The organism is Xanthomonas fragariae (genome assembly GCF_017603965.1).
Lineage (GTDB): Bacteria > Pseudomonadota > Gammaproteobacteria > Xanthomonadales > Xanthomonadaceae > Xanthomonas > Xanthomonas fragariae_A.
On sequence record NZ_CP071955.1, the window covers coordinates 2,126,441 to 2,151,170 of the forward strand.

General features: G+C 63.1%; 20 protein-coding genes, 1 other RNA gene, 2 pseudogenes and 1 other annotated feature. Of the genes and pseudogenes, 9 read left to right on the forward strand and 14 right to left on the reverse strand.

Annotated features, from left to right (window positions below; translation table 11 throughout):
* Positions 1-270 precede the first annotated feature (270 nt).
* The 7 genes from gyrA to J5I97_RS10015 all read right to left on the reverse strand — a co-directional run bounded on the left by gyrA (position 271) and on the right by J5I97_RS10015 (position 10,143).
* Positions 271-2,958, reverse strand: a complete 2,688-nt coding sequence (gene gyrA, locus J5I97_RS09985) for a DNA gyrase subunit A (RefSeq protein WP_208586288.1) — start codon at positions 2,956-2,958, stop codon at positions 271-273.
* Between the two features lie 209 nt (positions 2,959-3,167).
* Positions 3,168-4,232 carry an S-methyl-5-thioribose-1-phosphate isomerase gene (gene mtnA, locus J5I97_RS09990; protein ID WP_208586290.1) on the reverse strand — a complete coding sequence of 355 codons (1,065 nt, stop codon included), beginning with the start codon at positions 4,230-4,232 and terminating at the stop codon, positions 3,168-3,170.
* A 121-nt stretch (positions 4,233-4,353) separates the two neighbouring features.
* Positions 4,354-4,429, reverse strand: a non-coding RNA gene (locus tag J5I97_RS09995) — sX9 sRNA.
* Between the two features lie 62 nt (positions 4,430-4,491).
* On the reverse strand, positions 4,492-5,178 hold the full coding sequence (locus J5I97_RS10000) for a DUF3011 domain-containing protein (protein WP_208586292.1): 687 nt from the start codon (positions 5,176-5,178) through the stop codon (positions 4,492-4,494).
* Positions 5,179-5,345: 167 nt separating this feature from the next.
* A complete protein-coding gene (gene epmA / locus J5I97_RS10005; RefSeq protein WP_208586294.1) occupies positions 5,346-6,308 on the reverse strand; it encodes an EF-P lysine aminoacylase EpmA in 963 nt (320 codons plus the stop codon).
* Positions 6,305-8,815, reverse strand: coding sequence for an NAD-dependent DNA ligase LigA (gene ligA, locus J5I97_RS10010; protein ID WP_208586296.1), 2,511 nt, complete (start codon positions 8,813-8,815; stop codon positions 6,305-6,307). Before ligA ends, epmA begins: the two co-directional genes overlap by 4 nt.
* 114 nt (positions 8,816-8,929) lie before the next feature.
* Positions 8,930-10,143, reverse strand: a protein-coding gene (locus J5I97_RS10015) for an IS3 family transposase (protein WP_208586298.1) whose coding sequence is annotated in 2 segments (ribosomal slippage) — positions 8,930-9,861 and positions 9,861-10,143 — 1,215 coding nt in all. Because the reading frame shifts where the segments join, the coding sequence is not laid out codon by codon here.
* Positions 9,752-9,868: a sequence feature (AL1L pseudoknot), on the reverse strand. (Overlaps the previous gene by 117 nt.)
* A 168-nt stretch (positions 10,144-10,311) precedes the next feature.
* Here J5I97_RS10015 and J5I97_RS10020 point away from each other — a divergent pair.
* A pseudogene (locus J5I97_RS10020) lies at positions 10,312-10,875 on the forward strand (aminotransferase class I/II-fold pyridoxal phosphate-dependent enzyme); the annotation flags it as partial.
* Between the two features lie 224 nt (positions 10,876-11,099).
* Here the strand turns inward: J5I97_RS10020 and J5I97_RS10025 are convergent.
* The 7 genes from J5I97_RS10025 to J5I97_RS10055 all read right to left on the reverse strand — a co-directional run bounded on the left by J5I97_RS10025 (position 11,100) and on the right by J5I97_RS10055 (position 18,009).
* Positions 11,100-11,483, reverse strand: coding sequence for a hypothetical protein (locus tag J5I97_RS10025; RefSeq protein ID WP_208586299.1), 384 nt, complete (start codon positions 11,481-11,483; stop codon positions 11,100-11,102).
* A gap of 8 nt (positions 11,484-11,491) precedes the next feature.
* Complete coding sequence (gene zipA, locus J5I97_RS10030) at positions 11,492-12,223, reverse strand: cell division protein ZipA (RefSeq protein WP_208586301.1); 732 nt, start codon at positions 12,221-12,223, stop codon at positions 11,492-11,494.
* Positions 12,224-12,279: 56 nt separating this feature from the next.
* A complete protein-coding gene (gene smc, locus J5I97_RS10035; RefSeq protein WP_208586303.1) occupies positions 12,280-15,783 on the reverse strand; it encodes a chromosome segregation protein SMC in 3,504 nt (1,167 codons plus the stop codon).
* 211 nt (positions 15,784-15,994) lie between these two features.
* Complete coding sequence (rplI, locus tag J5I97_RS10040; RefSeq protein ID WP_208586305.1) at positions 15,995-16,444, reverse strand: 50S ribosomal protein L9; 450 nt, start codon at positions 16,442-16,444, stop codon at positions 15,995-15,997.
* Positions 16,445-16,668: 224 nt separating this feature from the next.
* Positions 16,669-16,899, reverse strand: a complete 231-nt coding sequence (gene rpsR, locus J5I97_RS10045; RefSeq protein ID WP_002804494.1) for a 30S ribosomal protein S18 — start codon at positions 16,897-16,899, stop codon at positions 16,669-16,671.
* A gap of 11 nt (positions 16,900-16,910) precedes the next feature.
* Positions 16,911-17,348, reverse strand: a complete 438-nt coding sequence (gene rpsF, locus J5I97_RS10050) for a 30S ribosomal protein S6 (RefSeq protein ID WP_208586307.1) — start codon at positions 17,346-17,348, stop codon at positions 16,911-16,913.
* Positions 17,349-17,670: 322 nt separating this feature from the next.
* Positions 17,671-18,009: a HesB/IscA family protein gene (locus tag J5I97_RS10055; protein ID WP_208586309.1), complete on the reverse strand. Its 339-nt coding sequence runs from the start codon at positions 18,007-18,009 to the stop codon at positions 17,671-17,673.
* A gap of 211 nt (positions 18,010-18,220) precedes the next feature.
* Between J5I97_RS10055 and asnS the strand changes: the two genes are divergently transcribed.
* From asnS to J5I97_RS10095, 8 genes and pseudogenes are all read left to right on the forward strand, one after another.
* Positions 18,221-19,615: an asparagine--tRNA ligase gene (gene asnS, locus J5I97_RS10060; protein WP_208586311.1), complete on the forward strand. Its 1,395-nt coding sequence runs from the start codon at positions 18,221-18,223 to the stop codon at positions 19,613-19,615.
* A gap of 1 nt (position 19,616) precedes the next feature.
* Positions 19,617-19,868 (forward strand): hypothetical protein, encoded by a 252-nt coding sequence (locus tag J5I97_RS10065; RefSeq protein WP_208586313.1) that lies wholly within the window; start codon positions 19,617-19,619, stop codon positions 19,866-19,868.
* Entirely contained in the window at positions 19,868-20,173 is a 306-nt protein-coding gene (locus J5I97_RS10070; RefSeq protein WP_208586315.1) for a hypothetical protein, read from the forward strand. Before J5I97_RS10065 ends, J5I97_RS10070 begins: the two co-directional genes overlap by 1 nt.
* Entirely contained in the window at positions 20,170-20,496 is a 327-nt protein-coding gene (locus J5I97_RS10075) for a hypothetical protein (protein ID WP_208586317.1), read from the forward strand. Before J5I97_RS10070 ends, J5I97_RS10075 begins: the two co-directional genes overlap by 4 nt.
* 1 nt (position 20,497) lies before the next feature.
* Positions 20,498-21,138, forward strand: a pseudogene (locus J5I97_RS10080) (FMN-binding negative transcriptional regulator).
* Between the two features lie 92 nt (positions 21,139-21,230).
* Positions 21,231-21,893, forward strand: a complete 663-nt coding sequence (gene can, locus J5I97_RS10085) for a carbonate dehydratase (RefSeq protein WP_208586319.1) — start codon at positions 21,231-21,233, stop codon at positions 21,891-21,893.
* An 85-nt stretch (positions 21,894-21,978) separates the two neighbouring features.
* Positions 21,979-22,509 carry a 3-hydroxyanthranilate 3,4-dioxygenase gene (locus tag J5I97_RS10090; RefSeq protein ID WP_208586320.1) on the forward strand — a complete coding sequence of 177 codons (531 nt, stop codon included), beginning with the start codon at positions 21,979-21,981 and terminating at the stop codon, positions 22,507-22,509.
* Between the two features lie 59 nt (positions 22,510-22,568).
* Positions 22,569-24,698 (forward strand): FUSC family protein, encoded by a 2,130-nt coding sequence (locus J5I97_RS10095; RefSeq protein WP_208586322.1) that lies wholly within the window; start codon positions 22,569-22,571, stop codon positions 24,696-24,698.
* Positions 24,699-24,730: the final 32 nt, after the last annotated feature.

Here is a 24,730-nt window from a genome sequence, read left to right on the forward strand (position 1 = left end):
TACACGATACAAATAACAAATTGTATAAGCAACCGCCCCTAAAAATCCTATTCAAGATCTGGATTGCCTGCGCTGACAGCGCACGGATGACGGCGTCCTCGCCTGCGTCTCGGGTACGCTAAAGACGATCCCGCCCCGCTTGTCGCACCGAGACATGTCTGTCTTTGGCGGCGGGGCGGCCTATACGTATGAACGGAAATTGCCAGTCACCATAAAAAACGCCGCCAGTACGCCGGCGTTTGCTTTGATCGCTGCGCCTGACTCCAGCAGTCAGGCGTCTGTAGGCGGCGTGTCGCTTGCAACAGCTGCCACATCTTCCACTTCGTCCAGCGATGCATCCAAGCGTTCCACTGCCTGCAACTTTTCGCCCTTGGACAAGCGGATCAGCGTGACGCCCTGCGTATTACGACCCACGCGCGAGATCTCCGAACCGCGCGTACGCACCAGCGTGCCGCCGTCGGAAATCAACAACACTTCGTCGGTAGCGCCCAGCAGCACCGCACGCACCAACTTGCCGTTGCGCTCGGTGGTCTGGATGCCGATCACGCCCTGCGTGCCACGCCCCTTGCGCGGGTACTCGGTCAGCGGGGTGCGCTTGCCGTAGCCGTTCTCGGTGGCGGTCAAGATGTAGGCCACGTTGCCGTCATCAGCGACCTCGATCACCGCAGCTTCAGCGCCATCGGTGGTTTCGACCACGTCATCGACATCGTCGGCTTCGATCTCTTCTTCGACCCCGCCAGCACGCTCGGAAACGATCAGGCTGACCACCTCCTCGCCCTTGGTCAGACGAATGCCGCGCACGCCGGTGGCGGTGCGGCCCATCGAACGCACGGTAGATTCGCCAAAGCGCACGGTCTTGCCGTTGGAGGCGAACAACAACACGTCGCGATCGCCGTCGGTCAACGCCACACCCACCAACGCATCGCCCTGATCGAGGTGGATGGCGATCTTGCCACGTGCCAGACGGAATGCGAATTCGCTCAGCGGGGTCTTCTTGACCGTGCCGTTGCGCGTGGCAAAGAACACATAGCGGTTGTCGGCATATTCGCGCACCGGCAGCACGGCCTGCACACGCTCGCCCGATTCCAGCGGAATCCAGTTGACGATGGGGCGACCGCGCGCGTTGGAGCCGGCCTCCGGCAACTGATGCACCGGCAGCCAGAACACCTTGCCACTGCTGGTGAAGGTCAACAGCGTGTCATGCGTGTTGACCAACCACAGCTGATCGATGAAATCTTCTTCCTTAGTCGCTGCGGCAGAACGGCCACGGCCACCACGGCGCTGCGCGCGATACGCACTCACCGGCTGACGCTTGGCATAACCGGCGTGCGAGAGCGTCACCACAACGTCTTCCGGCGCGATCAGATCGAGAATATCCAGATCTTCTTCGCTGTGACGAATTTCGGTGCGACGCGCATCGCCATACTCTTCGCGGATATTGATCAACTCATCGCGGATCACCCGCAGCAGCACGTCGGGGTTTTCCAGGATGCGGATCAGTCCTTCGATAACCCCGAGTAATTGCTTGTATTCGTCGGTCAGCTTTTCCTGTTCCAACCCGGTGAGGCGATGCAGGCGCATTTCCAGGATCTGCAAGGCCTGCACTTCACTGAGCTGATAGAAACCATTGATCAGGCCCACACCCGGCGGCAGATCTTCCGGCTTGGACGCTTCGGCACCGGCCGCACCCAACAGCGCACCGACAAGACCCGGTTCCCAGGTCTTGGCCAGCATGCGCTCGCGGGCTTCCTGCGGGTTGGAAGAGGTCTTGATCAACTCGATCATCTCGTCGATGTTGGCCAGCGCGACGGTCAAACCTTCCAACACATGCGCACGCGCACGCGCCTTGCGCAACTCGTAAATGGTGCGACGGGTGACCACCTCGCGCCGATGGCGGATGAACGCCTCCAGCATCTGCTTGAGGTTCATCAACTGCGGGCGGCCATCGATCAGCGCCACCATATTGATGCCGAACACCGACTCCATCTGGGTCTGCTGATACAGGTTGTTGAGCACAACCTCGGCAGACTCGCCCCGCTTGATTTCAATGTAGATGCGCATACCGTCCTTGTCGGACTCATCGCGCAGCTCACTGATGCCTTCGAGCTTCTTTTCCTTCACCAGCTCGGCGATCTTTTCGATCAGCCGCGCCTTGTTGACCTGATACGGGATCTCGGTAACAACGATCGCCTCGCGACCGTTGTCGGCCACTTCCACATCGGCCTTGGCACGGATGCGCACCCGACCACGGCCGGTGCGGTAACCGGCAGCGATGCCGGCAGTACCATTGACGATGCCGGCGGTGGGGAAATCCGGGCCGGGGATGTACTCCATCAAGCCTTCGACATCCAACTCTGGCGTGTCGATCAACGCGATGCATGCGTTGATCGCTTCGGTCAGATTGTGCGGCGGAATATTGGTGGCCATACCCACCGCAATACCGGCCGACCCGTTGACCAACAGGCTCGGGAACCGGGTCGGCATGACCGTCGGTTCCAGTTCCTTCTCATCGTAATTGGGCTGGAAATCGACGGTCTCCTTGTCGATGTCGGCCATCAGCTCATGCGCCAACCGCGACATGCGCGACTCGGTGTAACGCATCGCCGCGGCGGAGTCACCGTCGACCGAACCGAAGTTACCCTGGCCATCGACCATCATGTAGCGCAGAGAGAACGGCTGCGCCATGCGCACCAGCGTGTCGTACACCGACTGGTCGCCGTGCGGATGGTATTTACCGATGACGTCGCCGACGATACGCGCCGACTTGAAGTAGGCCTTGTTGCTGTGGGCGCCCAACTCGTGCATCGCGAACAGTACGCGGCGATGCACCGGCTTGAGGCCATCACGGGCATCGGGGAGTGCGCGGCCAACGATCACGCTCATCGCGTAATCGAGATAGCTCTTGCGCATCTCGTCTTCCAGATTGACCTGGATGATTTCCTTGGCGGTTTCTGCCATTCGGGTTCCGTAAGTGAGGTGGCGGACAAGCCGGAAAGCCGCGTCGGGGGCGCCCTGTGACAGGCTGCCGACCCCACGCTCCCGCCGATCGATTCAAGTGCCGTATCGTACCACGGCAAGGCAACCCAATGGCTCCGGTTTACCATCCAGAAACAAGCACTTGCAGGGCGTTTGAGCGGCGTTGACGGCGCGCCTGCGCCACGCAGGGCTCAGGCGCCGAAGGCAGCCTGCATCCGCGTTAGGTTCGGCTGCTCGATCACGCCACGTTCGGTAACGATCGCATCGATCAAACTGCCGGGGGCGACGTCGAACACCGGGTTCCAGGCGTGGATGCCGTCGGCGACCGTTCTGACCCCGCCGACGCCGAACAATTCGCCCGGATCGCGCTGTTCGATCTCGATCTGGTCGCCGCTGGCTGTTGCCATGTCCACCGTCGACGACGGCGCCACCACCATGAACTTGACGCCATGGTGACGCGCAGCGATCGCCAGCTGGTAGGTGCCGATCTTGTTGGCGGTATCGCCATTGGCGCAGATGCGGTCGGCGCCGACGATCACCCACTGCACCGCACCGGTTTTCATCAGGTGCGAAGCGGCCGAATCTGCGATCAGGGTGGCGTCGATGCCGTCCTGCTGCAGCTCCCACACAGTCAGCCGCGCGCCCTGCAACCACGGGCGGGTTTCGCCGGCAAATACCTTGGCGATGCGCTGCTGCGCCATGCCGGCGCGGATGACGCCTAGCGCGGTGCCGAAGCCGGCGGTGGCCAGCGAGCCGGTATTGCAATGGGTCAGCACGCCGCTGCCCGGCGCGATCAGATCGGCACCGAGCGCGCCCATACGGCGATTGGCGGCCAGATCTTCGTCCGCGATGGCGTGCGCCTGGCGTGCGATGACCTCGCGCCAATCGGCACCGGCTGCCCCTAGCACACGACGCATGCGCATCAGCGCCCAAGCCAGATTGACTGCGGTCGGACGCGCGGCATTGAGCCGCAGCAACGCCGGCTCGAGCTTCTGCAAGGCTGCATTGCCGTCGCTGGCGTCGATGTCGCGCGCCGCCAGCACCACACCCCACCCGGCCGCAATGCCGATCGCCGGCGCGCCGCGCACGACCAACGAATGGATGGCCTCGGCTACCGCGTCGCTGCTCTGGCAGTGCACATGCTCCACTACGAAGGGCAGCTTGCGTTGGTCGAGCAATTCCAGGGCGTCGCCGGTCCACAGCAGTGGGCGAATATGGTCGTAGCGGGCGTAATCGATGTGGACGCTGTCGTTCATCCGGCCATTGTAAGGCGCTTGCGCAGCGCAGGCAGGCAGGCAGGCAGTGGTATGCACTGCTCAACCCGCCTTCCCCATGTACCAATGCGTTAATCGTCAGTGCGTCGACGATATTCAGAGCGGCTAACAAAACGAGCGAGCAGTCGTCGGGTGAGTGTGGACGGCGCGCTCAGAACCGGAGTGCACGAAGGGTGCATGCCGACTCCGCGCACCGGCCGCGCCCGCCTGGCGATGAGGGCGGTCGTCTTGTTGGCCGCTCTTAGTCGACGATGAACTCGGCACGGCAACCGTCGTCGACCCACACCCCGTCGCGGCTCCAGCCCCAGGTCTGGCCTTCAACGCATGGCGTTCTGGACATTTGCCGACCAACACGCACACCGCGCTCTACCGATATGCCGCAGGTGCGGCGTGAGCTCTTCTTGGATTCGCAGGTGACCATACGCGGCACCGCCACAAAGCCGGAGCCGTCTTCGGCACCGACCTCGAATTCGCCCTCGCAACCGCGCGACACCCAGATCTCGTTACGGCGGGTGCCCCATGTACGGCCTTCCTTGCATGGCCACAACGAATGCTGACGCAACAGACGCACCGGCAGGCCACGCAGCACCACCGGGCACGCCACCTTGCCGCCATTGGAATCGCAACGCACCACGCGGCGCATTTGCGGTGCAGCCGGCACACTGGCCGATGCGAATTCTGCGCGGCAGCCCTGTTGGACCCACACGCCATCGCGTTCCACATCCCACTCGCTGCCGCGGATACAGCTGGTTTCGGACAGCTGACGCACCAGTTGCACGCCGTGCGCGGTGTCCATCGCACAGTGCACGCGCGCCATGTCCCTGGACTGGCAACGCACCACGCCGGCGGCGCGCTCGGAGGCACGCGCATCGGCGAGCATCAGCAGCGGCAAGCACCACAAACCGCATAAGCTGATCAGCCACTTCATGCCGACAATCCTCACCAGAACCGATGTACGTCGCGCCCCCGTTGACGCGACGATGAGAGCACCATCGATGTGAAGAAAGCAATACAGCGCCGATGACAACGGGGTTGCACCCGCAGTGTGCGATACGGCATCGAATCGAACGCGATACTCGATAAGCGGCCCCCGCGCTAGGCGCGAGCGAACTCGAATGCCAACACGTCGGCAATCTGTGCGCTGCCGCGCAAGGCCATCAACAGCCGATCCACGCCCACCGCCACACCGGCGCAGTCGGGCAACTGCGACAACACCGCGAGCAGGCGCTCATCGGGCGGCAGCTGCGGCAATCGGCGCTGTTCACGCATCGCGTTGTCGTGGACAAAACGTGCCCGCTGCTCCTGCGCATCGTTCAATTCGTGGTAGCCGTTGGCCACCTCATAGGCACCCAGATACAGCTCGAAGCGTTCGGCCACCGGCGGATCGTCGTGGCGGATACGCGCCAACGCGCATTGGCTGGCCGGCCAGTCGTGCACCACCGTCAACGTGTCGCTGGCAAAGCCCGGCTGGATGCGATGGGTCATCAGCAGATCCAGCCAATCGTCGCGGGTCAGCCCCTGCGGATCGATGGCGATATCGTGTAGCGCTGCGCGTAGCGTTTCTATCGGGTCGCGCAATGGGTCGATGCCCAGTTGCTGCACGAACAGTTCGCGATACGTCAGTACCTGCACCTGTGCTTGGCGCCCAACCAATGTAAGCGCCTGACGCACCAACGCGATGGTTTCCTGCGCCAACGCACGATCGTCCCAACCCACCCGATACCACTCGAGCATGCTGAACTCGGGATTGTGGCGGCCGCCGGCTTCGCCGTTGCGGAACACCCGCCCCAACTCATAGCAATCGCCCACGCCAGCGGCGAGCAGGCGTTTGAGCGGGTATTCCGGCGAGGTCCGCAACCAGCGCAGCGATGCGCCGGCATCCACGTGGCCGGTAAAACGTGTGCTGAAACTTTCGATATTCGGTTCGGTGTTGGCAGCCTCCGAGAGCACCGGCGTTTCCACTTCCAGCACGCCGCGTTCGGTGAAGAAATCACGGATCGCAGCGTTGAGCCGCGCGCGCAACTGCAATGCGGCCAGATCGATCTGCGCCACTCTCATGGCTGTTGGCCGTGTTTGCCAAGGAACGCCAGCAAGCCCGCTTCGTCCCAGAGCTCCACGCCCAGCGACTGCGCCTTGTCGAGCTTGGAGCCGGCCTCTTCGCCAGCCACTAGAAACGCGGTTTTCTTCGAGACGCTGCCGGCGACTTTGGCGCCCAACGCTTCCAGTCGCTGCTTGGCAGCGTCACGCGTCAACGCAGCCAAGGTGCCGGTGATGACCACCGTTTGTCCATCGAGCGGGCCGGTCTGCTCCGCATCGGCTTCTGGCAGACGCGACAGCACCGTCTCCATTGCGTGTTGCGCAGCACTGGCCAATGCGGCATTTTCCGGGCGCTCCAGCCAGTGCAGCAGCGAGTCCACCACCGGCGTTGGAATGCCGGCCTGCAACAACGCATCGGACCCCGCGCCGCGCAGAGCATCGAATGAGGCCACCGCGGCGGCCAACTGCTGCGCACGTACTGGCGTCACCTTGGGGATCTCCATGTCTTCCAGCACGCTGGCAAAACTTAGCGCGTCGCGCAGCCTGGGCGATGGCGGATGCGCATCGCCGATGCGCACGCCACGCTGCAACAGATCATCGATGGCCTGCTGATTGCCGGGCTGATCGAGGAAATGCCCGAGCGAGCGCGCCACTTCGCCACCGATATCCGGCACGCGCTTGAACAGCGGCCACGGCAGATGGCGGATCAGTTCCAGATCGCCGAACCAGACCGAGAGCGCCTTGGCCGTGCTCTCGCCCACATGCTCGATGCCCAGCGCAAACAGAAAGCGTTCGAGCGTTGTGTCGCGCGACTGTTCGATCGCTTGGATCAGGTTTTCGGCCCACTTTGTAGCGATCCTCTTGCGGTTCCAGTCGAACCTCGGCAGGCCGGCGCGCAGCAGATCGGCCTGCCAGGCAGGCGGCATCTCACGCTCGTCGGCCAGATCCACCCCGATACTGACCACGGTGGTTTCCAGCTGCGCATACGCACCGGTTGCCAGATGCTCGCGCGCTTCGCGCAGAAACGCATGCGGGCTCTCGGCGTTGCTGATCAGGCGCAATTGCAGCAGCTGATCGACAGTGAGCAAATACAGATCGGCAACGCCCTGCACCACGCCGCTATCGACCAGCACTTCGATGAATTTTTCGCCCAGGCCATCCACATCCATCGCACGGCGCGAGACGAAATGCCGGAATGCTTCCTTGCGCTGCGCCGGGCAGGTCAGCTCGCCGGAGCAGCGCCATACCGCCTGCCCTTCCTCGCGCACGATCTGCGAACCGCACACCGGACATTGCGTGGGCATCTGCCATGACTGCGTGCCGGGCGGCCGCTGATAGGCGACCACGCCGGCCACTTCCGGAATCACATCGCCGGCACGCCGCACGATCACCGTATCGCCCACGCGCACATCCAGCCGCGCGATCTGGTCGGCATTGTGCAGCGTAGCGTTGGTGACGATCACCCCGGCCACATGCACCGGCTTCAGCCGCGCCACCGGCGTTGCCGCACCGGTGCGGCCGATCTGGATCTCGATCGCTTCGACCGTAGTGGATTGTTCCTGCGCCGGAAATTTATGCGCGATCGCCCAGCGCGGTGCGCGCGCGACAAAACCCAAAATTTCTCGCCAGTCAGAGCGATCGACCTTGTATACGACACCGTCAATATCGTAGGGCAGGGAATCACGCTTATCTTGAATTTTTTTATAAAAATCAAGACATCCTGCTGCACCCAACACTACCGAAGTCTCCTTCGCAACAGGAAACCCAAAGTCCCTGAGCAGCTGAAGTACATCGGATTGAGTTCCAGTCAATGTCAGTCTTTCGATATCAACTCCTCCATAGGCGAAGAATTTTAGTCCTCTTTTTTTAGACTCTTTAGGATCGAGTTGCCGGACCGCACCCGCTGCAGCATTGCGCGGATTTGCAAGGGTCTTCGCGTTGTTTAGTAGAGCCTGCTCGTTATAGCGATCAAAGCTCGCGCGAGGCATGTACACCTCCCCCCTCACCTCTATGACGCCAGAGTCTGGAATTTTTCCACGTAGCCTCGGAGGAATGCCGCCTGCAGTTCGGACTGAGTGAGTGACGTCCTCTCCAAACATACCGTCTCCACGCGTAACTGCGCGACGCAAAATACCATCAATGTAAGTTAAACTAATTGCTAGCCCATCAAACTTAAGTTCTGCAGAATACTGAATTGAATCGACATCTGATTGGGATAGCCTCTCCCTAATCCTCCTATCGAAGTCGACCACTTCATTTTCAGTGAAAGCATTCCCTAACGACAACATTGGGGAATGATGCTTGACCGCTAGAAGCGAAGACACAGGAGCACCCACCCGTTGTGTGGGTGAATCAGGCGTTAAAAGATTTGGGTACTGAGCTTCCAACTCATCCAACTCACGTAAGAGTCGGTCATAGTCGGCGTCCGGAATCTGCGGCTCGTCTAGCACGTGATAGCGGTAGTTAGCGTCCTCGATACGACGACGCAGTACATCAATGCGCTGCGCAGGATCCTGAATGACAGTCATACGATTGCAGAGCTAGCTTTAGGGCAGCCCATTGTAAGGCCGGCATCAACACTCGATATGCATTCCGTGGCTCTTTGAACCGCCCCGGGATTTCGGGAGGCTGTTTGGTTTGAGTCACGCCGCTTTGGCGTAACCGGCCTGTTGTCGATAGTAAGCCTCTTCGGCTTCCGCTGGCGGAATGTTCCCGATCGACCCCAGCAAGCGTTTGTGGTTGTACCAGTCCACCCAATCCAGCGTGGCCAGTTCCACATCCTGGCGGTTGCGCCACGCGCGCCGGTGGATCACCTCGGCCTTGTACAACCCGTTGATCGTCTCGGCCAACGCGTTGTCATAGCTATCGCCCACGCTGCCCACCGACGGCTCGATCCCGGCGTCGGCCAGCCGCTCGGTGTAGCGGATCGACACATACTGCACGCCGCGGTCGGAGTGGTGGATCAGGCCGCCTTCGGTTGGACGACGCGCATGCAGCGCCTGCTCCAGCGCGTCCAGCACGAAGTCCGTGTGCGCCGTCTGCGACACCTTCCAGCCCACGATCCGCCGTGCGTACACGTCGATCACGAAGGCCACGTACACGAACCCGGCCCAGGTCGAGACATACGTGAAGTCGCTGACCCACAGTCGGTTCGGCGACGGCGCATGGAACTGTCGGTTCACCTTGTCCAGCGGGCACGGCCGCTTGTCGCTGATCGTGGTCTTGACCACCTTCCCGCGTACCACGCCGCGCAGGCCAAGTGCGCCCATCAGTCGCTCCACCGTGCAGCGGGCCACCGCATAGCCCTCGCGCTTGAGCTGCCGCCAGACCTTGCGCACGCCGTACACCTGTCGGTTCTGCTCCCATACCCGCCGGATCTGCGGGCGCAGCGCCTGGTCCTTCCACCAGCGGTTCGGGCGCAAGTTCGCGTCCGCTTCCCGCTGCGCGTGGCGGTAATACGTCGACGGGGCAACCTGCAGCACCTTGCAGATTGGCTCGACCCCGTGAACATCGCAATGTTCGGTCACGAACGTGGTCAGGGCTTGAAGCGGCGGTCGAGCTCCGCCTGGGCAAAATACGCGCTGGCCTTGCGCAGGATCTCGTTGGCTTGCCTCAGCTCGCGCACTTCGCGTTCCAGCGCTTTCATCCGCGTCCGCTCGTCCGTCGTCAGCCCCTGACGCTTGCCGGCATCACGCTCGGCCTGACGCACCCAGTTGCACAGCGTCTGCGACGAACAGCCAATCTTCCCGGCAATCGATTCGATCGCCGCCCACTGCGAGCCGTACTCGCCCTGATGCTCCCGCACCAGCCGAACCGCGCGCTCTCGCACTTCCGGTGAATATTTCGTCTTGCTCATCGCCCCATCTTCTCAAGAGTTGGAGCCTCCCGAAATCCCGGGGCGGTTCACTTCCCCAAATCTGATCTGAAGTCGACAGCAAGCCCCACGGGGATTTCCCGATAGGCAGACCGACGCAAACTGGCTAGCGTAGCGCCCTCCTTTACCCTGCCCATCCGGAGCCCACCCGTGTCGTTGCCCGTCTCGCGCCGTTCGTTACTCAGCCTTGCCAGCTCTGGCGCTGCAGTTTCCGCACTGGGGCTGGCACCCGCGGCCGAGGCGGCCCGCAAGCGTTCGGCAGCGGCGGCAACCCTCAGCGTGGCGGCGGCCGCCGGTGCGGTGTATCTCACCCTCAACCAGAACCCGCTCGGGCCGCTATCTAACCGAGATGGAGCAGGATCTGCGCAATCTGATGACCGGCGAGTTGCAACTGCCCGGTGACCATCTGTCGTTCTTTCCTGGTTCCAGGGACGCATTGCATCGTGCAGGCGCCTGTTCACCTCGGCACGCGCCGGCCTGGTGGTGGCCGACCCGAGCTTCGATCCGCTCATCGAAAGCGCAACCGCGCTTAGCGTACCGGTGCGCAAGGTCGCGTTGCGAGCCGATGGCGCGCACGACGGCGAGGCGACAGCCAAGGCCGACCCGACCGCCGGCCTGATCTACCTGTGCAATCCCGGCAATGCCAGCGGCGCCATCACCCCGCGCGCCGACATCGAGTGGCTGCTGGCCAATACGCCGGCCAGCGCGGTGCTGGAGCAGCCTGACCCCTTCTCCCCCCTCGGGAGAAGGTGCCCCGCAGGGGCGGATGAGGGTACGGGCGAAGCTTGGCGTTGTTCGACTGCAAGCGGGCTTCGCCCCGTACCCTCACCCAACCCCCGCGCCCCGGCCAGGGCTAGTAGCGCGGGCTCTGCAGGCACGCGCGCCAGTGGCGCGCAAGCTGTGCCTTCTCGCCCCGTGAGAAGAGTGGTGTTGGATTCCTACTGATCCAACGCCTCGCTCTTGGGAGCGCGCAGCGTGCGCCGGATCCACAGATAGCTGATGACGAAGGTCAGTGCCATCGAGCCGGCGTTCCATAGCAGCAGCTCGCGCAGCATCGGCGGGCCTTGCAGGATGTGCGTGTAGTAGCGGCGGTCGAACAGTGCGATGGCATGCGGCAGGAACACGCTGATGAAGGGCGTTGGCACCGGCGCGACCAGCACCGTGATGACAGCGGCAAAGCCGCCCTCAAGCCAGGGCGAACGACGCGGGCGTTTGCGCAGGCGCGCGGCGATCAGCGAAAAGATCCACAACAACGGCATCGCCAAGATCGCCCACAGCACCAACAACAACGCCACCGCCAACACGCCCTGCAGGCTCAACATCCTTCAACTCACCAACGCGGAGACTTGGTCAGCGGCGGCGCCTGGTGTTGGCGATCGTAGGCGCGTAGTTCGTCGCGGATATGCGCAACGCGTTGGCGACCCAACGCATTGCGGCTGTCGTCCAGCACCACACCGTCGAGCAGTTCGGCCATGCGTTGCACGGTGGGCAGCATTTTTTCCCAGGCATCCAGTGCAGTCATTGGCGCCGGCAGCGTGAGGAAAAACGCGATCGCCGGGGTCTGCATCTCGCGGATGTTGGCCATGTCGAAACTGCCGGGCTTGAGGATGCTGGCCATGCTGAAGATCGGCCCGCGCTCAGGATGTCCTTCGACCAATCGATGAAACACATTCATATGGCCGAAGACGAGCCCGGTCTTCTCGGCAGCGACCACCACATCTTCGCCGCGCAAGACTTGGCCTGCCTTGGCAGCCACGAACAACGACACGATCTTGTCGAAGTCCTGGTTCGGACGCTTGCCGACATCGTTACCGCCGACGGCATCGGGATCATCCAGGTCGAGCTCGTTCTGCTCGGCTCTTTCAGTGCGCTCGAACAGCTCGCCGTCCATGTTGATGTCGCCGGAAATCACCGGCTCACGGCGTTCGCGCGGTTGCCCGTCGTCCTTGTCGACCCGGCGCCCTTGCGGCGTTTTTTTCGGGCGACCGAACAGGAAGATGGCCGCGACCAGCAGCAGCCCGGCGATCAGGATCCCGATCCGGATCATGGCCATGTCGGACATTCAGCGTGCCTCCGCATAAGAGTGACAGGTGTCGATATTCCGACAAGCATGGCACGTCATGCCGCACCCGCCAAACGTGCGGCTTCTTCCAGGTCCACACTGACCAGGCGACTGACGCCCGGCTCGCGCATGGTTACGCCGGAGAGCTGACGCGCGGCCTCCATCGTCGCCTTGTTGTGGCTGACGAAGAGGAACTGCACCTTCTCGCTCATTTCGCGCACCATATTGGCCAGGCGGCCGACATTGGCTTCGTCCAGCGGTGCGTCCACCTCGTCGAGCAGGCAGAACGGCGCCGGGTTGAGCTGGAAGATCGCAAACACCAGCGCCACCGCGGTCATCGCCTTCTCTCCACCGGACAGCAGCGAAATGCTGGACACGCGCTTGCCGGGCGGGCGCGCCATGATGGTTACGCCGGTGTCGAGCAGGTCTTCGCCGGTGAGTTCCAGATACGCATGCCCCCCTCCGAACAGACGCGGATAAAGCGCCTGCACGCCGGAATTGACGCGATCGAAGGTGTCCTTGAAACGGCCGCGGGTTTCGCGGTCGATCTTGCGGATCGCCTCTTCCAGAGTCTCCAGTGCAGTGTTGAGATCGAGGTTTTGCGCATCGAGATATTCCGAGCGCTGCGCCGCTTCGCCGTACTCTTGGATCGCCGCCAGGTTGACCGGCTCCAATCGGCGCATGCGCCCATCGATCTGGCCGACCGCCGCTTCCCATTCGGCCGCATCGGCCGCATCGGGCAAGCCGTTGACCACGTCCTCCAGCACGAAGCCGGCTTTCGCCACCGTTGCCGACAACTGCTCGGCGCTGAGCACCAAGGCCTGCTGATCGAGCTTGCGCTGCGAGATGCGCTCGCGCTGCGCCAGCGCTTGTTCGTCGCGCTGCTGACGCGTTTGTTCGAAGCTGCGCAATTCGCTGTCGATGCTGTCGAGCATGGTGCGCGCTTGGCCAAGCGCACGCTCGGTGCGCACGCGTTCGCTCAATGCGGCCTGGTGTTCGTGCTCCAGCGTTTCCACCGGCGAATCGCCGTCGCTGAGTTGGGCGACCAGGTCTTCCAGACGCGTGTCGAGCTGGCCGCGCTGGCTGTCCATGCGCTCCAGCGTCTGGCTGAGCGAGGTGATCTGGGTACGCTGCGATTCCAACGTGAGCGCCAGTGCATGCATCGCATCGCGCACGCCACGCGCGGCATCGCGGGCCCGATCACGCGCATCGGTGAGCTGACGGCGCTCGTTTTCCAGCGCTTCGCGGGTGCCTTGCAGGTCGCCCATCAGGGTGAGCGCGTCTTCGAGTTTGGCGCGCGCTTCACGTGCCTGCTCGCGGCTGGTGTCCAGCGTTTCCAGCAACTGCGACAACTCGTTTTCGATGCGCTCGATACGCGTGCGCGCCGCATCGACCTTGCCTTGCTGGCTGTGCAACTGACCAGCCAGTTCAGACACGCTGCGGTGCGCCATATAAAGCTGACGCTGCGCATCTTCGCGCTGCTGTTCGGCAGCCAGCAGTTGCTCGCGGAAGCCGGCGAGCTGGTGCTCGAGCTCGGCTTCGCGCTCCTGCAGGGTTTCGATCTGCGTGCGCAGCTCCTGAATCTCGCGCTCGCGCAGCAAGGCGCCTTGCTTGGCGGCGCCGGAACGCGATACGCGTAGCCAGCCCTGGCCCAGCCGTTCGCCACTGCGGGTGATGATCGAATCGCCCTCGGACAGGCTGCGCTGCAGTGCGCGCGCGGCGTCCAGATTCTCGGCCGCGTGCAAACGCGCGAGCAAGCGGCGGATCGCGATCGGCCCCTGCACCTTGGCCGCAAGCGACGTCGCCGCGAAGGTCGCGTTATCGGCGGCATTGGACACCAACGCAATGCGCCCGTCGCCCAATTCCCCCAATGCATCGACCAGTTGCTCCGGCGCATCGACCAGCACGCCTTCGATCAACTGCCCCAACGCACCTTCGACGGCGTTTTCCCAACCGCTTTCGACCGTAATGCGCTCGCCGACGCGCGCTGCCGAATCCAGCCCGCGCGATTTCAGCCATGCCACTGCCGCGCCCTGCTCCTGGCCAAGCGCGGCCTGCTGCAACGTTTCAAGCGACGACAACCGACCGCGCGCGGCCTGCGCCTGCTTGCGCACTTCGGCCAGTTCGCCCTGGCTTGCCCGCTGTTGTTCCTGCAGGCCACTGAGCGCGTGCTTACGCGCTTGGACCTGCTCGGTCAGTCCATCCAGCGAGGTCGTTTGCGTTTCATGGCGTAGCTGGATCTGCTCGAACGCTTCGGCCAGCGCATCTAGATCCAGCCCAGCGCGCTCGTTGACCAGCGCCTCGCGGCGGCGCTCGGCTTCCAACGATTGGCGGTCCAGATAATCGACACGCGTGCGCTCCACTTCGCCGGCACGCGAAGCTTCGCCGGCGTCGCGATTATGAGTTTCCCAGCGCTGCTGCCAATCGGCCAGACGCGCTTCGGCTTCGCGCAGCGCTTCCTGGCGGAATTCGTGGTCTTCGCGCAGGTGTTCCAGTTGCGGTTCGGCAGCATCGACCGCTTCGCGTAACACCGCCAATCTGGCCGAGTCGCCGCTGATGTGCTGGGTCAGTTCCTGCAGCTGGCTCTGCGCTTCATCGCGCGCCTTGTGCAGGCGATGCGAGAGCTCGCGCTGATGCTGGATCTGCTGTTCAATGCGCGCCAACGCACCACCGACTTCATAGACATCGGCCTGCGCCTTGGCCACCGCTTCGGCCGCTTCCTCACGGCGCGCGCGGCCGGTTTCGATACGCGCTTCGGCATCGCGCTGTTCGGCGATCAACTGCTGCAGGCGGGTCTCTTCCTGATTCAATTTTTCGCGCAGGCCCTGCAGTCGGCCATCCAGGCCGCGGTATTCCAGCGCCTTCCACTCGGCGTCCTTGATCCGGCGTTCTTCCTGCAAGGCCTGATACTGCTCGGCCTGCCGTGCCTGGCGCTGCAGATGCGCCAACTGCTTGGTGATTTCTTCGCGCAGATCGCCCAGACGATCGAGGTTTTCGCGAGTATGGCGGATGCGCGTTTCGGTTTCCTTGCGGCGTTCTTTGTACTTGGAAATGCCGGCGGCCTCTTCCAGATACACGCGCAAATCTTCCGGACGCGCTTCGATGATCTGGCTGATCATGCCCTGCTCGATGATCGAGTAGCTGCGTGGGCCCAAGCCCGTGCCCAGGAACAGGTCGGTGATGTCGCGACGCCGGCATTTGGTAGCGTTGAGGTAGTACGCGCTAGTGCCGTCGCGGCTGACCAAACGCTTGACCGAGATCTCGTTGAACGAGGCGAACTCGCCGGTAATGGTGTGATCGGAATTGTCGAAGACCAGCTCCACCGTGGCCTGCGACACCGGCTTGCGCGCCGAGGAGCCGGAGAAGATCACGTCGGTCAGCGAGTCGCCGCGCAGGCGGCTGGCCGAGCTTTCGCCCATCACCCAGCGCACCGCATCGATGATGTTGGACTTGCCGCATCCATTGGGACCGACGATGCCGGTCATGTTGGTGGGCAGGTGCAAGGTAGTCGGGTCGACGAACGACTTGAAACCGGACAATTTGATCGTGGACAAGCGCATGGGACTGGAGGGTTCCGGGCACCGCGCGGACAAAGCCGGCAGGCGCGTTTTCCTGTGAAGCCGGGATCTAACCCATTGATCGGAAAGATCTCTGGACCGTGGCACCGGTAATGGAACACAAGTATAACGGGCCTGCCATCACTGGCGGCGCCCGACGCAAAGGCGAAGGGCGCCTAACAAGGCGCCCTTCGGGTAGTGCATGCGGCGTGGATCAGGCGTCGGATTCGACGATGACCTTGACCATGGTTTCCACATCGGCGTGCAGGTGCAGCACAACGTCGTACTCGCCGACATTGCGGAATGCGCCTTCGCCCAGGATCACTTCGCTCTTTTCCAGCGGCAGGCCGGCGGCGGTGAACGCCTCGGCAATGTCGCGCGGACCAACCGAGCCGTACAGCTTGCCTTCGGCCGACGCATGCGCACCGATTGTGACGCTGGCGCCTTCGAACTTGCCGGCGCGGCTCTGTGCATCGGCCAGGATGGTGTTGGCCTTGGCTTCGTACTCGGCACGCTTGGTTTCGAACGCCTCGACATTGGCAGAGGTGGCCGGAACGGCCTTGCCCTGCGGCACGAGGAAATTGCGGCCGTAGCCCGGCTTGACGCTGACCTTGTCGCCCAGGTTGCCCAGGTTGGTCACTTTCTGCAGAAGAATCAGATCCATGGTGGTGCTCCGTTATTCGTTAGCGCCGGCACTTCGCTGGCGCAACGCTTGCTGTCCGAATAGGTGAAGCCGGAAATCGGGATTGGAAATCGATAATCGTAAAAAGCAACGATCAACACCGCATCCCCGAATCAGCAGCTTCTATCAGTTTGATAACCCGCACATGGATGTGCGGGCTTTGCGAGAAGAACCCGCACAACTGGCGGATTCATGCGCGCAATTACTTAGACGTCGTGATTGTCCGTATACGGAATCAGCGCCAGGAAACGCGCGCGCTTGACGGCCGTTGCCAGCTGACGCTGGTACTTGGACTTGGTACCGGTCACGCGGCTCGGCACGATCTTGCCGTTCTCGGTGAGGTACTGACGCAGGGTGTTGAGATCCTTGTAATCGATCTCCTTGACGCCCTCGGCGGTGAACTTGCAGAACTTGCGACGACGGAAGAACTTGGACATGACAGCGCTCCTTAAGCGGCTTCGGCGGTGTCGCCGTCGGTATCTGTATCGGCGGCAGGTGCAGCATCGCCTTCTTCGTCGTCACGACGACGACGCTCGCTACGCTCGGGCTTGTCGCCCTTCTCGTCCTTGCTCTTCATGATCAGCGACTGCTCTGTGTCCGGGCCATCGCGCTTGACGACCAGGTGGCGCAGCACCGCATCGTTGAAACGGAAGCTTTCAACCAGCTCGCCCAGCACGGCCTGGTCGACTTCGATGTTGAGCAGCACGTAGTGCGCCTTCACCAGATTCTGGATCGGGTAGGCCAGCTGACGACGGCCCCAATCTTCCAGGCGGTGGATGCTGCCGTTACCGCCCTCGATCAGCGACTTGTAGCGCTCGATCATGGCCGGGACCTGCTCGCTCTGATCCGGGTGGACCAGGAACACGATTTCGTAATGACGACTCATGTTGTTTTTACCTTTTGGATGTGGCCACGTGGGCCGGACAGCTCCCCGGTACCCCGCGCAAAGCGGAACGGTGGAGCAAGGGCCCCACCCGGAACCGGGCAGGAAGCCGGAAAGTATGGCAGTTCAGCTAGTTAGCTGCAACTGGCTCCAGGCAGACGCATCTTCAACCCGACTGCGGCCAACAGACAAAGCATGGCATGGCAGCAAGGCAGTGCTCGAACGCGCCCAAATCCGCCGGCAACCGGGCGGCAGCGGGAGGAGTCCCGCAATGCCGCAAGCGCCAGCTCCATTCAAGGCCGGATGTCCCAGCCTCTGTCATCCTTTACGCCTTGTCGGCCTCGGTGGTGAAGCTCTCCCCACATCCGCACTCGGCGGTGGCATTGGGATTGCTGAAGGTGAAGGTCTCGCTAAGGCCATGCTTGCCGAAGTCGATGCAAGTGCCATCCACCAGCGGCAGGCTGGTGGGGTCGACGAAAATGCGCACCCCGGCCTGCTCGAACACCGCGTCGTCGTCGCGCTGATCGCGTGCCAGATCGGTGATGTGGCCCCAGCCGGAGCAACCGGTCTTGGTCACGCCAAAGCGCAGGCCCAGCGCGCCCGGGGTCTGTTGCACGAAACGTTGCACACGCTCCAGCGCGGCGGGGGTAAGGCTGATGGCCATGGAGATACTCCAAAACAATGGCGAGAAGTATAGCGAGGCCGAAACGGCAGCATCGGCATTCTCGGCAGATGGGGGCACGCGTCGCGCCAGACAAGCACGGCACGGCACGGCAGCAAACGGCACGGCAGCAAGCTGTTCAGACGCTCGCGCCAGCGCGGCCACACCCAGTAAACTCGCAGGCCATTCAAGATCGCTACGGCGAGGACAAGTCATGACGGTGGTCAGCGTTGAACATGCGCTTACGGGGAAGCTCCCGGAAGGCGGCGAAGTCACGGTACGGGGGTGGGTGCGCACGCTGCGCGGATCTGCCGGACTGGCCTTCATCAACGTGACCGACGGCTCGTGCTTCGCTCCGATCCAGGTGGTGGCCAACGACACCCTGCCCAATTTCGATGAAATCAAGCGCCTGACCAGCGGCTGCTCGCTGATCGCCAAGGGTGTGCTGGTGAAGTCGCAGGGCAAGGGGCAGTCGTTCGAGATCCAGGCCAGCGGTGTCGAGGTGGTCGGTTGGGTCGAAGATCCGCTGACCTACCCGATCCAGCCCAAGCCCATGTCGCCGGAATTCCTGCGCGAAGTGGCGCATCTGCGCCCGCGCACCAATCTGTTCGGCGCAGTGACCCGCATCCGCAACTGTCTGGCGCAGGCGGTGCACCGCTTCTTCCATCAGAACGGCTTCAACTGGATCAGCACCCCGATCATCACCGCCTCCGATGCCGAAGGCGCAGGGCAGATGTTCCGCGTCTCAACGCTGGACATGGTCAACCTGCCGCGCGATGCCAGCGGTGCGGTGGATTTCAGCCGCGACTTCTTCGGCAAGGAAACCTTCCTGACCGTGTCCGGCCAGCTCAATGTGGAGGCGTACTGCCTGGCGTTGAGCAAGGTCTACACGTTCGGCCCGACTTTCCGCGCCGAGAACAGCAACACCACGCGCCATCTGGCCGAGTTCTGGATGATCGAACCGGAAATCGCCTTCGCCGATCTGGCCGAAGACGCGCGCCTGGCCGAGCAATTTCTCAAGTATCTGTTTCGCGCTGTGCTCGAAGAGCGCGGCGACGATCTGGCCTTCTTGGCCGAGCGCGTAGACAAGAACGCGATCACCAAGCTGGAAGCCTTCATCAATGCGCCGTTCGAGCAGATCGATTACACCGAGGCAGTGGAGCTGCTGCAGAACTCCGGCAGAAAATTCGACTTCCCGGTCGAATGGGGTCTGGACCTGCAGACCGAACACGAGCGCTGGTTGACCGAAGAACGCATCGGTCGCCCGGTGGTGGTGACCAACTATCCCGAGCACATCAAGGCGTTCTACATGCGCCTGAACGACGACGGCAAGACCGTCGCGGCGATGGACGTGCTGGCGCCGGGTATCGGCGAGATCATCGGCGGCAGCCAGCGCGAAGAGCGCCTGGATGTGCTCGACGCACGTATGGCGCAGTTCGGCCTGGATAAGCATCATTACAGCTGGTACCGCGATTTCCGCCGCTACGGCTCGGTGCCGCATGCCGGCTTCGGCTTAGGGTTCGAGCGTTTGGTGGTGTACGTGTGCGGGCTGAGCAACATCCGCGATGCCATCCCGTATCCGCGCGCACCAGGCAGCGCCGAGTTCTGATGTGACTGCGCCGCTCACCTACACGCTCACGATGCTGATCTTGGCGCAAGCGTCCATCGCACTCGTCATTGCGCTCGTACGAGGTGTGCAGGTGCTGCGGGTGTTGCGGCGCGAGCCGAGGCGGATACGGTGGGGGGACGCGGAAGCCGGATGCGTATCGTTGCGCAACGTCGCCTTGCCGCTGGGGCTGGGCTTGCTCGGGTTACTCATCGGCATGGCAATCCCTAAACTCGCACTACTGGTGGCGGGCTGATGACGCTGTTCTTCGCACTGTGTTTTGTCGGTGTCGCCGTCGCCGGGCTCACCGCCCTGCTGATCTTTTGGCCCCTGACGCTGGTGCACATGCGCGACCGCCATCCCGAGGCGCTGGCCAGCTTCGGCGACCCAGCCTTCATCAGCACTACCGCGCTGCATTGGTTGCTGACGCGCCGCTACCGCAGCTACCGCGACAGTGCGCTGTCCGGCCTGGCCACACCCGCCTGGCTGTCGCTGCTGACCATCTTCCTCGGCCTGGGCATGGCGGCCCTGCTCGGGCTGCTTTCCAAGGTAATGCCATGAACACACCGCACGACATTGCACACGACGACCACGATTCGTGGTGGCTGGCCACGATCGGCCGCACGCTGATCTGGGCACGTCTGCGCGTCAAAGAGGCCGGTACCGCCGAGGTTCTGGACAGCGATGGCAAGACGCTGCCTTACGACAGCGAAGACAGCGCACGCGCGGCGTTGTTCGATGCCGAATTCATTTCGCTCGATGGACTGGACGAAGAAGACGCGTTGATGCGCGGTTTCTCCCTGAGCGAGGTATCGCCGCCGCGTGCCAAGGACGATGCGCACTTGCGCGAGCGCATGGTGCTGACCTTGGGCGGCCGCGCCTGACATGTACACCCCACGCGCGTTTGCGCAGACCGATCTGGCCTTGCTGGACTGGCTGTTCGTGCGCGACCCGTTCGTCACCCTGATCAGCCGGGGCGACCACGGCGCCAGCCGGCGATCTCGCATCTGCTGGTGTTGTACCGGCGCGATGCGCAGGCAGTGATCATCGAAGGCCACTGGGCGCGCCTCAACCCGCAGGCACGCCAGTCTGGTGATGCGGTGATCGTGGTGCAAGGGCCGCATGCCTACGTTTCGCCCAGCTGGTATCCGGACAAAGAATCCGCCGCGCGCGTGCCGACCTGGAATTACGCCCTCGCGCATCTGCATGGTCGTTACAGCCAGATCACCGATGAAGTGGAAGTGGGCGATCTGATCGGCCGCACCAGCGCGCACTTCGAACAGCGTGCAGGCAGCGATTGGCTGTTCGAGATGCAACGCGATAGCCATCGCCGACAACTGCGCGGATTAGTCGGCTTCCGCTTCGTTCCCAGCCGCATCGAACTGACCTTCGAGCTTAGCCAGAATCACCCGGCCGAGCATGTTGCTGCGGTGAGCGATGCGCTGGCATTGCAAGCGTCCACCAACTCCCAAGAAGTCGCCGCGCTGATGCGCGATGCCCTGCGTGCACGCGATGGCACGACCTGAACGGCACCGCATACGCTGGATGTCTGCACTACCGCTTTATGGCTCCTCTTTCCGCTTGCCTCCCCCCCTACGCCATCTGGAATACTGCGCGCATGAACGAGCTCAACCATTTACTTGAAAACAACCGTGCCTGGTCCGAGCGCATCTGTCGCGAAGACCCGGAATTCTTCTCCAAGCTGTCCACTCAGCAAACCCCCGAATATCTGTGGATCGGCTGCTCGGACTCGCGTGTGCCGGCCAACCAGATCATCGACATGGCGCCGGGCGAGGTGTTCGTCCATCGCAACGTCGCCAATGTGGTGGTGCATACCGATCTGAACTGCCTGTCGGTGATTCAGTTCGCGGTGGACGTGCTCAAGGTGCGTCACGTGCTGGTGGTCGGCCATTACGGCTGCGGCGGCGTGTTCGCCAGCCTCACCCAGAAACGCATGGGCCTGGTCGACAACTGGATCCGTCACGTCACCGATGTGGCCGACAAGCACGAGGCCTGCCTGCACCACGCAGGCGACCTGCCGGTGCAGCACGCACGCCTGTGCGAGCTCAACGTGCTCGAGCAGGTTGTCAATGTCTGCCGCACCACCATCGTGCGCGATGCCTGGGAACGCGGCCAGGAGCTGTGCGTGCATGGCTGGGTCTACAGTCTGCGCGATGGCCTCGTGCACGATCTGGGCATGTCGATCGACCGCCCCGAATTGCTGCAGGAACGTTACGACACAGCGCTGGCGCAGATCCAGGCCGATCACGCCGAGCGCTGAGCCGTACCCGACGACGCACACCAAGCGGCGCCCATCGGCGCCGTCGGTTGGCTATGCTGGAGGTCTTCTTCGCCGAGGAACGTCCATGCTGATCCCGCCGATCAACCTGCATGCCTGGATCGCGCAACACCGCCACCTGCTCAAGCCGCCGGTCGGCAACAAGTGCATCCAGCAGGACGGCTTTATCATCATGATCGTCGGCGGGCCGAATACGCGCACCGACTATCACTACGACGAAGGCCCGGAGTGGTTCTTCCAGCTCGAAGGCGAAATGGTGCTGAAGGTGCAGGACGAAGGTGTCGCGCGTGACGTCCCGATCTGCGCCGGCGAAATTTTTCTGCTTCCACCAAAGGTGCCGCACTCGCCGCAACGCGCCGCCGGCTCGATCGGCCTGGTCATCGAACGCGAACGCCTCCCGCACGAGCGCGATGGCCTGCAGTGGTATTGCCCGCAGTGCAATCACAAGTTGTATGAAGCCATGTTTCCGCTGCAGAACATCGAAACCGACTTCCCGCCGGTATTCGATCATTTCTACCGCTCGCTTGCGCTACGCACCTGCACGCAGTGCGAGCACGTGCATCCAGCGCCCGAGCGGTATGCCACGGTCCAGGCGTGAGTGCGGCTGGCGCGGGCGCACGCAGTGCACACGCCAGTCGAACCCACTGCAGTCCGCACATGCTGCGCGCACTGATCGATCTCAAACCGCGCGACATGCCGTTGCGCGTTGCCCTGCGCAATACCGCTGCGGTGGTGCTGCCGCTGGCGGTGGGTGTGGCGACCGGGCATGTCGCCGCCGGTCTGGCGGTGTGCAGCGGCGCGCTCAACACCATGTTCTCCGACCAGCCCGGTCCGTATCGCGCACGCCTGCAACGCATGTTGATGGCCGCGTTGGCAGCCGGCCTGGCCGCGTTGCTCGGCATCTGGATCGGCCACGACACACCCGCGCTGGTGGTCGCCGGATTATTGCTCGGACTGGGAGGCGGCTTGCTGGTGGCGCTCGGCCCGGTGGCCGCGCGCGTGGGCTTGACCAGCATGATCCTGCTGGTGGTCAGTGCCGATATGCGATTGCCGACGGAGCAGGCACCGGGCGTTGCGGCATTAATCTTCGCCGGCGGTCTGTTGCAAGTGGTGTTGGCGTTAGCCGCGTGGCCATTGCAACGCTATCGCCCGGAACGTTTTGCGCTGGCCGACTTGATGCGCCAACTGGCAGGCATCGCACGCCAGCGCCCGGAAGCCAGCGCCGCGCCGCCCGCGACCCAGGAAGTGCTCGATGCGATGGTGATGCTGCACGGCCAACATCGCTCGCGTGCGATTGCCGTGCAAAGCTTTCGCATCATCGCCGAGCTGTGCGATCGCGTGCGGCTGGAATTGCTGTCGCTGGCCGATGCCGACACCCGCCTGACCGACTCGCAGGCGCGCCCGGCGATCGAGCGGGTGCTCGAACGCAGCGCGATCGTACTGCAACAGCTCGCCCACGCAATGACGTTTGGCGAAGACCCGGTCGCCGCCACTGCCTCGATGACCGGCTTCGATGATCTGGTCAGCGCCCTCGCGCAGTTTCAGCACGACAACGCCGATACCCGCGAGCGTCGGTTGGTGCGTGTGGCGGTGGAGCGTGCGCAAGGGTTGGGCGGCCAGCTGCGCGCAGTGATCCGCAACGCTCACTGGGCCAGCAGCCGTGGCGAAATCCAGGCGCAATTGGCCGAAGCACGCTTGCCGGCAGCGCTGCGTCCGGCCGCGACCTGGGCAACCTTGCGGGCGAATCTGGATCTGTCGTCGGTGGCCTTCCGGCATGCGTTGCGCTGCGGCGCGTGTCTGGCACTGGCGATCGCCTTTCAACGTTGGCAGCAGATCCCGCACGGGTTCTGGATTCCGATGACCACTGCCATCGTGCTCAAGCCGGATTTCGGCGGTACTTTTAGCTTCGGTACGTTGCGTGTGGCCGGCACCTTCATCGGTTTGTTGATGGCCACGTTGCTGGCGCATCTGGCGATGGATGGCGCCAACATCCGCATGGCCTTGCTGGCGTTGCTCTGCCTGGGCTTTCGTTTGTTGAAGCAGGTGAACTACGGCATCGGCGTGGCGTTTGTGACCGGCATGCTGGTGCTGTTGCTGTCGTTCGAAGGCGTGCCCCCGGGCGATACCGTCACCGCGCGCCTGCAAGCCACTGTCGCCGGTAGCGCACTGGCGTTGATCGCTTACGCGCTATGGCCGACGCGCGAACGCCGGCATATCCGTGCCTCGCTGGCGCAGTTGCTCAGCGCCTATCGCGATCATCTGCGCAATTTGTTGCTCGGCAAGATGGATGATCTGAACGATACCCGCGCCGCCGCACGCGTGGCACGCACCAATGCGCAGGCCTCGATCGAACGCTTGCGTGGCGAGCCCCGCAGCCAGCGCAATCTGCAGGAACTCACATTCGCCGAATCGCTGCTGGCCAACGGCAACCGGCTGATCCGCGCCACGTTGTCGCTGGAGGCGGTGCTGCGCGACAGCCACCCATTACCTACGCTGGAGGCGTTGCCGGCATTCGCAGAACAGGCCAACCAAGCGCTGTCCGAACTGATCGACTGCCTGATCAACGGCAGCATCCCCGCCGCGGCCACCTTGCGCAGCGCCGAGCGCCGGCTGTCAGACGCGTTGGCCGCATTGCCGGACGGCTCACCGACTACCGCCGCAGTGGCCGACACCGTGGATCGCATCACCGACAGCATCGGCACACTAACCCATCTGCTGCGCTCTGCCCGACCAGCTTGGACCGAGCCGCCAGCCGTGCATGACAGTGCACAGGGCGCCGGCAGGTAAACTGCTGCGCTGATACCTGTGTTGCGAGCACC